This window comes from Indolivaga alginatilytica (assembly GCF_003201355.1).
Classification (GTDB): Bacteria; Bacteroidota; Bacteroidia; order Bacteroidales; family Dysgonomonadaceae; genus Dysgonomonas_A; species Dysgonomonas_A alginatilytica.
The window spans coordinates 1-14,296 of the sequence record NZ_QICL01000037.1 but is presented as its reverse complement, the minus strand read 5'-3'; the positions used below and the strand labels follow the sequence as shown (position 1 = coordinate 14,296).

Below are 14,296 nucleotides of genomic sequence, written 5' to 3'. Positions count from 1 at the left end.
TGCTGAATTAATTTCCGAGTTCCAGTTGATTCTTTATTAAGTTGTAGTAGTATCCTTTTATTGTAATCAATTCCTTATGAGAACCAATTTCTACAATCTGCCCTTTATCCAGAACCACTATCTGGTCTGCATTCTGTACCGTGCTTAGACGATGAGCCACCACTAATACCGTTTTCTCTTTATAAAATTCGCTCAGATTATCAACTATACACCGTTCGTTGGTTGCATCCAAGGCATTTGTTGCTTCATCCAGAAATATATAGTTTGGATTTTTATAAACTGCCCGGGCTATCAGTATACGTTGCTTTTGACCTTGGCTCAAACTTCGACCATCTTGCCCTACCACTGTATCGTACTTTGAAGGAAGTTCTTCTACAAATTCATGGATATTCGCCACCTTTGCTGCATATAATAACCTGTTGCAATCTATTTCGTCTTGGGAAACTGCAATATTTTTAGCTATTGAGTCCGAGAAAATATATCCTTCTTGCATAACAGCTCCACAGTTGGCTCTCCACACATTTGTATCCATTTTGTTGATATCGTTGCCATCTACTTTTATACTTCCTTCTTTTACCGGATAATATTGTAATAACAATTTTATTAATGTCGTTTTTCCACTTCCACTGGCACCTACAATTGCAGTTGTTTTTCCGGATGGGATTATAAGGTTAATATCTTTAAGTACCACTTGAGAAGTTCCATTGTAGCAGAAGTTTACATTCTCAACAACAATATCACTATTCTTTATATTCTTGGCGCAGATATCACGTCCCACATTTTCATCGTCTTTTCTCTTGAGCTCGTCAATTCTTTCCAGACTTATTTTTGCATCCTGGATATTATAAATGAATGTCGCAATTGATTCGACGGGTGTCACCAACTGACCGATGATGTACTGTACTGCCAGCATCACCCCCAAAGTCATACTTCCTTCAATGACTGCTGTCGCGGCAAGAAATGTGATCAACACGTTTTTCGTTTCATTTATAAAGAATTTGCCAACGTCCTGTATTTGCTTTTGTTTGAGAAGTGAAACCTTAGTTTCAAATAAATTTGCCTGAGTGTCTTCCCATTCCCATCTTTTTCTTTGTGTATTATTTTGCAGTTTTATTTCCTGCATTCCTGTTATAAGCTGGTATGTTTTATTGTCGTATATAGCTAACTGTTCGAAATTTTTATAATCCAGAATTTTTCTTTTGTTTATAAAAAGCAATAACCAACCGGCATATAAAAGGCTCCCAAGAAAAAACACAATAAATATCTTGATGCTGAATAAGTACAATACAATTCCAAAGATCAGCATACTGCCAACAGAATAAACCACATTCAGAGATTGTACTGTTATGAATTTTTCAACACGGCTATGATCTTGTATCCTTTGCAGAATGTCGCCCACAAGTTTTGTATCGAAGAATGACATGGGCAACCTCATCAATTTTATCATAAAATCGGATAGCATGGATATATTCACCCGAGTGCTTATATGTAATAATATCCAATTCTGAATAAACTCTACTGAAGTCCGGCTAATTAAGAGTACTACCTGTGCCAATAATACAAGATAGATGAATTCAATATTCTGGTCTTTTATTCCGACATCTACAATTGACTGTGTTAAATAGGGGAATAACAGTTGAATGAAACTAACAAAAACAAGCCCTAAAAACAGTTGAACGAAATATTTTTTAAATTTGGTAAAGTAAGGGAATATGGTAGCGATACTGGCTTTCCTATATATCGCTTCTTTTTTCATGGAAACCTGTTCAACGCTTTTTTCCACAACAAGTATTATTCCTTTTTCTTCGTTGTTGGTAGATGTGCTTACCCAGCCATTCTTAAAGTCTTCCGTGTTATATTTGACTAATCCCATAGCCGGATCAGCTATATAAAAAAGCAAGCCTTTTTTTGTCTTTTTAATTTTATAGAGGACCACAAAATGTTCCTGATTCCAGTGGATAATACATGGCAGGACTACTTTATCTACGAGCCGATCCAATGTCAACCGTCCACCTAAAGATTTGAAGCCGAGTTCCTCTAAGGTTTCCGAAATACTCGACAAGGCTACTCCTTCTCTGCTCGGAATACAAACCTCTTTTAGTTGTGGTATAGTGTAGGAGCATCCATAATAATCGGTTATCATCTTTATGCATGCAATTCCACAATCCATAGCATCATGCTGTATACTTACAGGAAACTTTTTCATTGTCCTATTCTGTTAAGTTCTTCTGAGCTTTCTTTGTTCGACTTCGACTTATCCTTGAAAGCATTGAAGCTATATCGGAGTGTTATTCCCACCATGCGGCTGTCTAACCTGACATTTTGACCACTTCTGACATAACCATATTGAGAATTGGTTCTAGGATCTGATTTTCTCAGTAAATCGTTACCGAAAATTGTAGCATCAAGGCGATTTTGTAACATTTTGAAATTAATGGCTGTACTCAAGGCATAGATCGGGCTATATTCGGTGTTAATATACTCATATCTGTTTCTATAAGTGAAATTCAAGATTAACCGGACTTTCTTTTTTACATTGAATATATTAGATACAGCTCCTTGTAGCATTGGGTTGTTCATTCTTATGTCTCCTGTAAGCGAGGGAACTTTATTGTCAGTGTAAGAAAATAATCCGTTAGCTTTAACCATGTACCATCCCCATGAATTATTATAACCAAGATCTAACTTTAGGGTAGATGCTTCTTTGATATTAATTGGAGTGTGAATTAACATTCCGGGAAATTGATCGTCTATAATCAATGCTTGCCCGATCAGGTCTTTGTGAATAGTATATGATGCAGCTAATGCCCAGTTGTTTTTTATTTGTGCTCCTACTTCTATATTATACTCTTTATGAGGATCTGTATTAGGGTTTCCTCTCTGATATACGATAGAACTTATATAGTTGAGGGTCGGATCAAGATCTGTAAATGGAACCCGTGTGATTCTGCTTGTCATATCCAAAGACAGATTTACATTGGAGTTCACCTGATAGTTAAGAGACAAGGAGGGAAACAGATGATAGTCATTTTTATCAAACATTTTTTCGCCGTTCATCTTATAGTCAGACCTGTCGTATTCGAATCTTAATCCGGCTTCGGCATGTAATTCTCCAAATTGTTTTGCCAATGTCATATAGGTAGCATAAACATTATCAGACAGGCGGCTCTTATCATCTATTTTTCGATCCTGAGTTGTAATATCCTGTAGTAAGGATTGTCCTTTATTTCTTATTCCCGAATAGCGAAGACCTGCAGTAAAGTCGTATTCATCGCCCAGTAGTCGATTGTATTCTGCTCTGGCAATAAAAATATCAAAATCGGTCTTGCTGTATAAATGGTCATATGATGTAGAATTGGCATCTATATCTGTTGTATGTATATCTTGTTCTGTGTAGTTACGGTCACTTATATAGTTTGCAAATGCAGTAAATTGGCTGATTGAGTCTATACTCAAAGTATAATCTAAATTTACATCATGGTTGTCGGTTGCCGATTCGCCAAAACGAAATACGGATAGATTACTTATTTCCTTACTTTTAATTACTTCATCACCCCAGATATCAGCATCCTGCCTTTGGATGTCGGTGTGGTATTGTATGCTTAATTTGTTGGATTCATTGATATTATATGTAGTTCCAATAGTGAGTGAATGATCTCTGTTTACATCCTTCATAGTCCCGACTGATGTACTCAGTTGTTGGATATCTCCGAAATTAACATCTTGGAATGATTCGTTCTCTTCTTTATTCCGCTTATCCGAATATTTATACATCAGATAATTATCGAACTTTCCTGTATTGGCATTGATATTTACTCCCTGTGCATGATTGTATCTGCTGTTTAAAACAGACGAATGATATACTTGTGAAGACCAGCTATTATTACTTCTTTTTCTTGTTTTAATGTATATCACGCTACGAAGGTCGGCCTCGTATCTTGCAGAAGGATTCCTGTTTACACTGATCGACTCAATATCGGCCGGCTGCAAAAGCTCAACCTCAGACATTTGTCTTACTTCTTTATTGTTTATGAATATTTGAGGATTGCCCGCTCTCCCCAATACGGATACTGAATTTCCAATCACCTCTACGCTTGGCGCAAAAGCCAGAACATCCATTATCGTTGGCAGGTTTTTTAAATCCGAATTTGCTACATCGAGGGTAAGAATTCCCTTCTCCGACTTCACAATGGGTTTGTAGGCACTTACTGTTACCTGTGAAAGGGTGTTTGACTCTTCCAAATATATAGGGTCCAAATTTATTGAGGAAGCAATTTCTACTTGTTGTATATATGCTCCAAAGCCTACATAATTGACTTTGAGCTGATATACTCCTTCTTCTACTCCAGTAATGGTGAAGTTTCCACTTTCATCCGAAACAATCCCGGTTATTAGCTGAGGTGCTGATGCGTCCAAATCTTTCCATAATGATACTGATGCATATTCGATGGGTGTTTTTGACTTATCACAGACCACTCCGGACAAATTATAATTTGCTGCTGCTTGTTCGGCATTTACAGAAATGAATCCTAAGATGAAGGATATTAGTAGTATAATTGTTCTCATAATAAATTCTGATAAATAATAATTTGAAATTTTAACAAAACACGGTCTTAAGTTTAGCACCGTGTTTTGTTGAGTAGAATAGATGCTATTACATAGCTGCCTCTACAGGTGGGAGTAATCCTCCATCTACAAGCCAGGGTGCGAATTTTTTACCTCCCAATACTTTTTCTAAATCTTCTTTTAATAACTGATCCATAATAAAATCGATTTAGAAGTAAAAAGTATAACTAATTTCTATATAGTTTTTAGGTAGATGCATATCAATACCTTTTCCGCCCACGATTTTATCAAGAGCTACTACTTCACTGCTGTTGAATAATTGATTTGTTTTCATTTTTTTTTTTTATTTTTATTAATTACCACTGATATGACACTTCTATATAAGCATCTCCTTTACCAGCTTTAACTGTTAATTTTCCTCCTCCTAAAACATTGTCAAGAGCTAACGCTTCGCTGCTGTCAAATAATTGATTTGTTTTCATAATCGTTGATTAAAGTTCTATTGGGTAATCCGGATGGCAGTCAGCAATAATGATTAATTTCTTTCCGCCTGTTATTTCAGTCAAGGCTAATAATTCATTACTGTTTAATACCTGATTCATTCTCACCATCATTAAAACTCGTACGATACCTCAATATAATAATCTCCTTTACCAGCCTTAACTGTTAATTTTCCTCCTCCTAAAACATCTTCAAGAACTACTGCTTCATTGCTGTTGAATAATTGATTTACTTTCATAATTTTAATTGTTTGATTTTTTAATAACCTACTCTGTCTAAGTTTTTCGGTTTCCACTTATTTATAATTGATCAATATAATTTCTATTATTTATTATCTAGACATCTCATTCCTTTGATTGGATTATTTTGATAATGCAAATGTCGTTTGGTTTTTATTTAAAGATGGTTATTGGAATGCTATCTTTAGGTTATAAAATAGTTAATGATGAAACTTATTTGTCAACCCAAATTAACTTTCCATTCTCTGTAGGTACCCAACGCCCTCCTCCTTTAAGATGTGATAATGCGTTTTTATCTAACTTAAATCGTTTGAATTTTTCTGAAATATTAGTTCTCATATTATTCTTTATTGTTGGTTTTTAATTTCTATGACAAAGAAAAGAGTAATAAAAATGATAGTATGTTATCAAAACATTATATAATCTTATCAGAATGTTATTATATTTGTATTTGACAAAACTACTAAGAGATGAATAACCACCATATAAAACTATTTACAGGAGTTGCACTTATTGCCGTATTTGTATTACAGGCTATATGGTTGTATAATACCTATTCTGTCTTGGGAGACGATTTACAAAACAAACTAGATAAGACATTTTCACAATCAATAGAGAAAGAAATTTATTACCGATTAAATAATAAGGATCGAGATATAACAGGAGAAAGTGTTGAAGGAGCAAGCCCCGATTTAGATTCATATTTAAATGCACTATATTTTAATGAATTCTTATACTCCCATAATATACCTTTTGATTTTAAAAGACTTGATAGTATTTTTAACAACGAATTGGTAAAAGATGTGGGGGTACTTAATTATTCATTGGAATTATTAGATAATAAAGATCAAACCATTAAAAAAGTCTACAATAGAATACATGAGGATTTGTTAAATCCGTTTTTTATCAAGACAATGCCTATCCGTCTTGATAAGTCAGAATTAGTTCGTGTCAGCATTGAATCGCCGTATAAAATTATTTTTCAAAAAATGCTTTTATTACTTATTGCATCACTGGTAATAGGATTGATTATTATATATTGTATTTTTTCTCAGATTAAGATTATTACCAAACAAGATCGTATTGCCGAGATCAGACAAGATTTTACTCATGCAATGATTCATGATATGAAAAACCCTATAACGACAATACTGATGGGTATAAATGCTTTGAAAGGAGGAAAACTCAATGATAAAGAGTTACTGAAGGAACAGTATTATAATATAATATCGAATGAAAGTGAACATCTTCTAGGTCTTACTAATAAAATATTAACTATAGCCCAATTTGAAGAAAAAAGAGTAACTCTATCGAAAGATAATATTGATATAAGACTTATGTTTGATAATTTAATGGAAAAATATAAGCTGGATTCAGAAGAGAGTATACAGATCATTACAGAATACAATGATGTCAGTGAAATTTATGCCGATGAAGGATATATGTATGAGGCTTTCAATAATTTGATCGATAATGCTGTAAAATATTCAAAAGGTAATGTTGTGATTTCGATTATTTGCTCAAAAGATATATCGAATACTACGATAAAAATAAAAGATAATGGAATCGGCATCTCGCTAAAAGACCAAAAAAGGATCTTTGAGAAATTTGAACGAATTCATCTATCTAAGCGCAAGCATATCAGTGGATTTGGATTAGGCCTAAATTTCGTCTATCAAGTTGTGACTGCTCATGAAGGAGATATTAAACTAAATAGTGTGCTAAATTCTTATAGTGAATTTGCAGTAATAATACCCAATAAAAAAAATGATAAGACTTCTGTTAATTGAAGATGACACAAATTTAGGCTATATTATAAAGAGTAGTCTCGAAGAAATTATTGGTAATTATGAGGTAATTACTGCCTCAAATGGAGAAGAAGGTTTAGAGGCACTCGCAAACTATACCCCGGACGTAATTGTCTCTGATATTGACATGCCCGTATTAAACGGGTTAGAGATGGTAAAAGAGATCAGAAAGTTTAATACTGATATTCCTATTATTTTTGCTTCCGGGAAAAACTCGTCTAAAGATGTTACAGGCGGATATGACGCCGGAGTAAATCTTTATATTAAGAAGCCCTTCTTACCGGAAGAATTGGATGCCCATATCAAGGCTATAATGCAATTAAAACACAGTCAAACGATTCCCCTCCCCAAAAAAAACTATCAGATTGGAGAGTATATTTTTGATCCGAAACTTTATTTTCTTGAATATAATTCAATAAAACAAAACCTTACCTCACGTGAAGCACGAATACTGATATTATTATGTGACAGCAAAGGCGAAGTTGTTCTTCGGGAGGATATATTAATTAAGTTTTGGGGTGTAAGCGATTACTTTACGTCTAGAAGCTTGGATGTATTTATCAGTAAAATGAGACGCTATTTAGCTAAAGACACTGCAATATCTATAAAAAACATCAAAGGTGTCGGGCTTATTCTTGAATGTGAGTAATATGCTCGAGAAGCTCTTGTGATTTTGTTCTTAATTCAAAACTTATTTTGGGGTCTGCCAACGAATCATAATAAAGAAGTTTGGAAAGAAGCTGTATCCTATATCGCAAACTTTCTCCCCAAAACTCATCTTTTAAAGAATTGAATATCGTAATACTGTCATTCTGGTAAAAATACCCAGAATCTCGACCAAAAGCGAGTAAATAAATTATCTTGTAGAATTCTTTTTCTTTAGTTTTTGTAGTCATATAAGCTTGTTTGTCTAATAAACACAAAATTATTTAGATTGTTTAGACAAATGCATTATTTCACGTTATGATTTTGTTATCTTTTGCACATGCGTTTGACTTCCAGAGTGTTTTACTCAACTAAAAAGTAACAGAAATATAGGTAATCACCTTTTTGCTGAATCATCGAAAAAGGAAACCTAATTTTAATTATTTGATTTCGGATTTGTATGGAAAAGATCCTGTAATAAGATCGAAACAATCATACGGCCAGCTATACAATTTTCTTCCTCTAAAAAGCTTGCATAGAAGAGTATCTTTTAAGCAGGGCATTTGATCCACAAAGATAATGTTACACAGGCAGGAACAGGGGCTCGTTGACTGGCAGGCGACAAGATCTTCGCATAGCAGACTATCAGGATCTCCTCTATAGATAATCAAAATGTTTGAAAAATCTTAGAACGGATAGCTTCAATATAAAGGTTAGTTGCGGTGGAAATTCGGCTTTAACCTTTTGCGCGGCCTCTGAGCTGATCCCATTGGTGTCTACAGAAATGCTGCGTTTAATATAAATTATATACTGCATTTTGCTTGGGTTTACAAGCTGTTTTATATTCACAAATATATAAATTCTATAAGAATTTGAAGGCTGGTAGCTGGTAGCTCGATTTTAATAAATTTCAAGAAGGAACATCAAACAGCTTTTACCTTAGTCTTGTATTTCAATTAAATAAAAATCTACTTTTTCCTATTGATCCCATAATGATACAATATTTTATAAAATCCATTTCCCTTAAGTTGTCAAAATGAAGATTATGTATATTTTTGTTTAAATTTAATACTTGTATAGAAACTCATACGAAAACAATAGTAATATCCTCCTGATTATTTATAGCATTTACAAAACATAACGGATAACAGTATGAATATTTATTATCGGATACTTTTGAATCTGATATGTTTATCTTTTTACAATAACACCCGCAATAAAAACAAACAACAACCATATGAAATTCCTACACTTTTTCCTTTTAATTATCTGTCCCCTATTTTCATTCGGACAGATCAACTTACAGCACAACGGGCTCCGTTCGGGCGATGAAATCATCAAACAACAGGTAGAATATAAGGATCCCGGACGCTCAGGAGAAAATGTCATCTGGGACTTCGGCAGACTAAAGTCTGTCAATGACCAATATTCCCTTGTATACACTTCCCCTATATTACAAGAAAAGTCATTTTATGTAATGGGCTATGATACCATACAATCAAAAAACATATCCGAAAACTCACTGATCATAGGTACGGAACATAATACCATGTATTACTATCAGTTAAAAGGTAATCAACTCCTGTTGCTCGGTCACGAAAACTCGACCAATCTGCTACATTATACCGAACCCGTAGTGGCAACAACCTATCCTACAAATTATAAGCAAATCAATACAGGTAATTACCAATCCGAAGGAATCTACTCCGGAAGAATTCCTTTCGATACAAAAGGAATTATAACAACACAAGCAGATGCTTACGGAGCCATTATATTACCTACAGGAGATACCCTGAGTAATGTATTACGCATCAAGACAATCCAAACCATCTCTGAAATCATAAGAAGTATCAACCCTGCCATGAATGACTCATTGGAGATGGTCGTGGAAACCTACAAATGGTATTCCAAAGGATACCGCTATCCCATATTTGAGACTATTCTGGCAACCAATACCACTGATACAACTAATATCCAGAAATATCAGACAGCTTTCTTCTTTCCTCCTCAGGAACACCTGTATCTGGATGACGACAAAGAAAACCTGGCAGTCTTAGACAGTCTATGGAATATAGAGCATAATAAGGAGATTGATAATCCGATAACAAATCCTGAAACTAACCCCAAACTTTCATATAATTTTTATCCCAATCCGGTAGAATCGCAGCTTACAGTGGAGTATTATCAGGAAAATCCGGCAGCAGTAACCATGACGATATATTCTATGGAGGGTAAATTGGTCAAGAACCAGCTTATCGGGAAACAGGACAGGGGATTGCATAGTGAATATATAGATTGTACCAACCTTTCCAAAGGCACATATATCTTAAGAATTCAAACTAACGAGAAAATAACTAGCGATAAGTTTATTAAAAAATGAAAAAAACGAGAATATATATATTAATTACAGTATTAATTATTTCTAATTTACAGATTATTGCTCAATCTACGACTATCGGGTTTCCAAAACTAAGTTCTTTACAACCAATTGAACCAACAACAGCCTCATTAGGGAGATATGGAGAATATAAGATGGATAATTCTAATGGTCAGCCAGACATTAGTATTCCTCTTTATGAAATAAGAAGTGGAGACCTAAGAATTCCAATAATATTGAATTATCAGAGTGGAGGAATTAAAGTGTCTCAGGAAGCAACCTGGGTTGGATTAGGATGGGATTTGTTCTATGGAGGACAATTAACAAGGGTTGTAAATGGCTTTCCCGATGAATTAGAATCGACAGATAGACCCAACGCGTTGGATATAAGAAATTACATAAATAAAAATTTGGATAATCCCTATGATGATTACTTAAAAGAATTATCTTCCGGCAGGCAAGAATATTCCTTTATGCCGGACGAATATTACTATAACATAGGATTAGAGAATGGCAAATATATAGGGAAAGATGTTGAAGCCTTAATCCCTTATAAACCAATAAAAATAAGCTCATCGGAAGATTTTACAGCTATAGCAGATGCAAATGGTACAGTATTCACATTTGGTGGAACACAGGAAACGACAAAACCACTGACAGCAGCACATAATTACCCTTCATATATTTCTGCTTGGTATCTGAATGAAATACGGTCTGCAAATAACCATACAATTAGATATGTCTATCAGTATGATGGAGAATATAACGGCAACGAAACAGGTTATTATGAAGGTGCTAAATTGATCAGGCGGCAAGAAGGTCTTGGAAACAGTTACAGTCTTACAAGAATTCCTCTAACAAGGGCAGGTATGGGACAAATAGTAAAAAGCTCAAAGCCCCAATATATCTATTTTAATGGAGGAAGAATATCTTTTGAACTAACCTCTCGAGAGGATATAGTCTATCCATCCTCTTTGAAAAAATTAAGCAGTATAACTATTGAAGTATTATCATCTAATAATACTTACACACCTTTGAAAAAAATTCAATTTGACTACTCTTATAAAAGCAATCGCTTATTTCTGAATAAAGTTAGTGAAATCGCAGATAATACTATTAAAATAGTGGCAGAATTTGAATACAATGAAAATTTACTGCCTAAGAAAGAAAGCTTTTCTTATGATTATTGCGGCTATTATAATGGAAACAACGTCTTAACCCCAATTGCCACTCAGAAAATTGAGGCAGGTAATAAAAGTTTGGTAATTGGTGGAGCAGACAAAAGTGCTTCACCCAGTCTTACACAGGCAGGAGTGTTAACAGGAATTAAACATCCCACAGGGGGAAAAACAATTTATAAATGGGGTAATCATCACTATGGAGAAGGACAGCCAATTGACGGTAGCAACTACGAGCCTAAAAGAACTGTTTCTGTTCAAGGTTATTTCGACAAAGAATTATTACTTGAACTTGACCCTGATGACCATTTAAGAAACCTCCCGGGCCCTCATCCTTACGGATCTACGGAATACGTATGTGATCGTTCTCAAACTGTTGAGGTTACATACTCTGTATCTTCGCAATTTATCGAAGATCAGTCGATGCATCAAAAATATGATAGAGGAGGGGTAGGGATAATAGATAAAACTACTAACAATGTACTGCTGGATTATAGTAACAGGAGTACAGCGAGTGTTAATCATCAAACGGTGGATATAACATTTATAGCAGGCCGTACTTATTTAATTTATGCAACTACCAACTGTAAAAATGTTATTTCATTTATTGAGTTCAAATACTTATATCAACCACCTCCCGAAGAAATACCGGCTCGGAATTATTTGTACTTTGGTTTAAGAATAGAAGAAATAGAAAATTATGATTCCGATAGCCGATTAATCGAGAAAAGCGTATTTTCATATCTAGATCCGGCAGATCCTAAAAAATCAAGCGGTTATTTAACTAGTACTGAACCCATAAGATTGTCGACACAAAAGCGTATGCTTTCTATTTTTGGGTCTATGTGTGAATCCACACTGACAGAGTATAAGTATTATTATAACAGACCGATAACAGGTATTTATCCCAATGGAGTAAATTATGAATATGTGCAAGTAAGAAACGAGAAGCTGGACAAAACAAATAACGGAATTATACAATATAGATTTAAAAAGGCTTATGACCCTGAATATGGGACTGATGTCCCGAAGGTTTCCGCCTCTGATGAACGAGGCAAACTTTTGGAAGAGAGTGTATACGATACTCAAAATAAACTCGTTCAGAACACAAACTATTTTTACAAAGATGACAGTAGGATTAAGAAAGTAAGTACAGGGTTTAAATTGTTGAAGTATCTTGATATGGAAGGAGGTTGTTCTGGTGTAGACCCTGAATATTACCTTGATGACATGTACATACCTGTAAATTATTCCTATTATTCGACTTGGTCTCGTCCCGACAGTATAGTCAAATATACTTATATCGACACTAAGAATTACATAAAAAATAAGACAGAATATACTTATGATGATATTATAAGCTGTCTCCCGACAAAGACGACCGAATCAACATCAATTGATAAAAAGAAAAGAATTACGAATAATAAATACCCATCGCAATTAACAGATGCCGTTAGTCAGAAAATGACCGAGAAAAATATAATAAATCAATTTATAATTAAAGAAGAATTGACCGATAATATTCTCATAAACAGACAAACTAATAAATATAGCATTAAATTATTAGATAAAAATAACAACCCATGGTTCTATAATAGAGATTTGGCTTGTATGGATAGTATAGTTATTCAATATAGTACCTCTTTGCCTATAACAAAATTAAAAATTCCCATATATGATAACTTCAATAATATTTTGCAATATGAGACTACAACGAAATCTCCCTATACCTACCTTTGGGGATACGGTGGCCAATATCCTATAGCTGAAATTCAAAATGCAACATACGCCGAAGTTGTGCAAAAACTAACGCAGGTCTTAATAGACAGGGTTGCTCAGGCAGCAGTTCCTGCTGATGCTGATTTACAACAAATAAAGGCTCTGACTACTTCCATACCAACAGCCCTAATCACGACTTACACCTACAAACCTTTAGTAGGTATGTTGACAGCTACTAATCCTCGTGAAGTTACCACTTATCACGAGTACGATACCTTCGGACGCCTAAAAGCTACCTATATACAAGAAAAAGGAAGTAATGTAAAAAAACTACTTCAATCATATGATTACCACTATCAAAACCAATAAGATTAAATATGATGAAGAAATATATAATAACAATAATACCCCTGCTAGCCTCTTTATTAGTGGAAGCACAAAGCCTGAATACAGTTCCTGCAAATAGCTGGGATAATATGAGGCTATCCGGATTCTATGAAAGTATAACAGCCCAAACACCCAACCTGCCTAATAAAAATGTCGATTATTACTGGGGAATAAATATCGCACATACAGGCAATAAAAATACAGGAGATAAACCATACCATTGGGGAGGACAAATGCTTTTTGAAATAAACAGAAACAATCAACCTCCTGTAATGTACATTCGTAGCACAAATGTTAGTGGAGAAGGGATATGGGCGAAAATATTACACAACAAAGGATCACAATCTATAGAAGGAGATTTAAATGTGACTCAGAATATTGATGCAAGAGGAGATATCAAATTATCGAATGGCGAGATTACATACGTCTACAATGATAATTTTAATTATGATCAGAAAAAGATGGGTTATTATGCTATGAAATGGGTTTATGATTCATGGAATCCGGGAGGTCCTACACTGTGGCAAAGCGGTCTGGGAGGAATCAAGTTATTCACCGGAGGCCAACCCAGATTAGCTATTAATGCAGAAGGTAATATAGGTATTGGTACCACTAACCCGGATCAAAAACTCACGGTTAAAGGAAAGATTCATGCCGAGGAAGTCATCATAGATTTGAATGTGCCTCTTGCCGATTATGTATTCATGCGAATCAGTAGTTGAACTTTTCCGCTGATTTGTTTAGTTAAAATGTTTATAATCAATAAAATAAGCGATTGATCATTTGCTCAATCTCTTGAAAATCATTAACTTAAAAGAATAATCCCCATTATTTTTCAGTTATGATTCCCAAGAAGAAAGAGCTTAAACTGATAAA

At 34.4% G+C, this 14,296-nt stretch carries 9 protein-coding genes; 5 read left to right on the top strand and 4 right to left on the bottom strand.

From position 1 onward, the window contains the following. Positions 1 to 7: 7 nt before the first annotated feature. The 4 genes from CLV62_RS19000 to CLV62_RS22190 form a co-directional block, all read right to left on the bottom strand. Entirely contained in the window at positions 8 to 2,206 is a 2,199-nt protein-coding gene (locus tag CLV62_RS19000; RefSeq protein WP_110312361.1) for a peptidase domain-containing ABC transporter, read from the bottom strand. After that, on the bottom strand, positions 2,203 to 4,566 hold the full coding sequence (locus tag CLV62_RS18995) for an outer membrane beta-barrel protein (RefSeq protein ID WP_110312360.1): 2,364 nt from the start codon (positions 4,564 to 4,566) through the stop codon (positions 2,203 to 2,205). The genes CLV62_RS19000 and CLV62_RS18995 overlap by 4 nt, the downstream gene beginning before the upstream one ends. 356 nt (positions 4,567 to 4,922) lie before the next feature. Further along, positions 4,923 to 5,048: a hypothetical protein gene (locus CLV62_RS22195; protein ID WP_262509966.1), complete on the bottom strand. Its 126-nt coding sequence runs from the start codon at positions 5,046 to 5,048 to the stop codon at positions 4,923 to 4,925. Between the two features lie 131 nt (positions 5,049 to 5,179). Beyond that, positions 5,180 to 5,305 (bottom strand): hypothetical protein, encoded by a 126-nt coding sequence (locus CLV62_RS22190; RefSeq protein WP_262509965.1) that lies wholly within the window; start codon positions 5,303 to 5,305, stop codon positions 5,180 to 5,182. Between the two features lie 471 nt (positions 5,306 to 5,776). Between CLV62_RS22190 and CLV62_RS18990 the strand changes: the two genes are divergently transcribed. The 5 genes from CLV62_RS18990 (at position 5,777) to CLV62_RS18965 (ending at position 14,142) form a co-directional block, all read left to right on the top strand. Beyond that, the gene (locus CLV62_RS18990; RefSeq protein ID WP_110312359.1) at positions 5,777 to 7,096 is read left to right on the top strand and encodes a sensor histidine kinase; all 1,320 of its coding nucleotides are present in this window, start codon (positions 5,777 to 5,779) and stop codon (positions 7,094 to 7,096) included. Continuing rightward, positions 7,074 to 7,763, top strand: coding sequence for a response regulator transcription factor (locus CLV62_RS18985; protein WP_110312358.1), 690 nt, complete (start codon positions 7,074 to 7,076; stop codon positions 7,761 to 7,763). Before CLV62_RS18990 ends, CLV62_RS18985 begins: the two co-directional genes overlap by 23 nt. 1,233 nt (positions 7,764 to 8,996) lie before the next feature. Further along, entirely contained in the window at positions 8,997 to 10,139 is a 1,143-nt protein-coding gene (locus tag CLV62_RS18975; RefSeq protein WP_110312356.1) for a T9SS type A sorting domain-containing protein, read from the top strand. After that, positions 10,136 to 13,402 carry a hypothetical protein gene (locus CLV62_RS18970; protein WP_110312355.1) on the top strand — a complete coding sequence of 1,089 codons (3,267 nt, stop codon included), beginning with the start codon at positions 10,136 to 10,138 and terminating at the stop codon, positions 13,400 to 13,402. Before CLV62_RS18975 ends, CLV62_RS18970 begins: the two co-directional genes overlap by 4 nt. An 8-nt stretch (positions 13,403 to 13,410) precedes the next feature. Continuing rightward, positions 13,411 to 14,142, top strand: coding sequence for a hypothetical protein (locus CLV62_RS18965; protein ID WP_110312354.1), 732 nt, complete (start codon positions 13,411 to 13,413; stop codon positions 14,140 to 14,142). The last annotated feature ends 154 nt before the right edge of the window (positions 14,143 to 14,296 follow it).

What these genes read in the sequence shown, in the direction of transcription:
- CLV62_RS18985 (WP_110312358.1), top strand. Translation starts at nt 7,074, where the DNA reads ATGATAAGACTTCTGTTAATTGAAGATGACACAAATTTAGGCTATATT.
- CLV62_RS19000 (WP_110312361.1), bottom strand. Translation starts at nt 2,206, where the DNA reads ATGAAAAAGTTTCCTGTAAGTATACAGCATGATGCTATGGATTGTGGA.
- CLV62_RS18990 (WP_110312359.1), top strand. Translation starts at nt 5,777, where the DNA reads ATGAATAACCACCATATAAAACTATTTACAGGAGTTGCACTTATTGCC.
- CLV62_RS18975 (WP_110312356.1), top strand. Translation starts at nt 8,997, where the DNA reads ATGAAATTCCTACACTTTTTCCTTTTAATTATCTGTCCCCTATTTTCA.
- CLV62_RS18965 (WP_110312354.1), top strand. Translation starts at nt 13,411, where the DNA reads ATGATGAAGAAATATATAATAACAATAATACCCCTGCTAGCCTCTTTA.
- CLV62_RS22195 (WP_262509966.1), bottom strand. Translation starts at nt 5,048, where the DNA reads ATGAAAACAAATCAATTATTTGACAGCAGCGAAGCGTTAGCTCTTGAC.
- CLV62_RS18995 (WP_110312360.1), bottom strand. Translation starts at nt 4,566, where the DNA reads ATGAGAACAATTATACTACTAATATCCTTCATCTTAGGATTCATTTCT.
- CLV62_RS22190 (WP_262509965.1), bottom strand. Translation starts at nt 5,305, where the DNA reads ATGAAAGTAAATCAATTATTCAACAGCAATGAAGCAGTAGTTCTTGAA.
- CLV62_RS18970 (WP_110312355.1), top strand. Translation starts at nt 10,136, where the DNA reads ATGAAAAAAACGAGAATATATATATTAATTACAGTATTAATTATTTCT.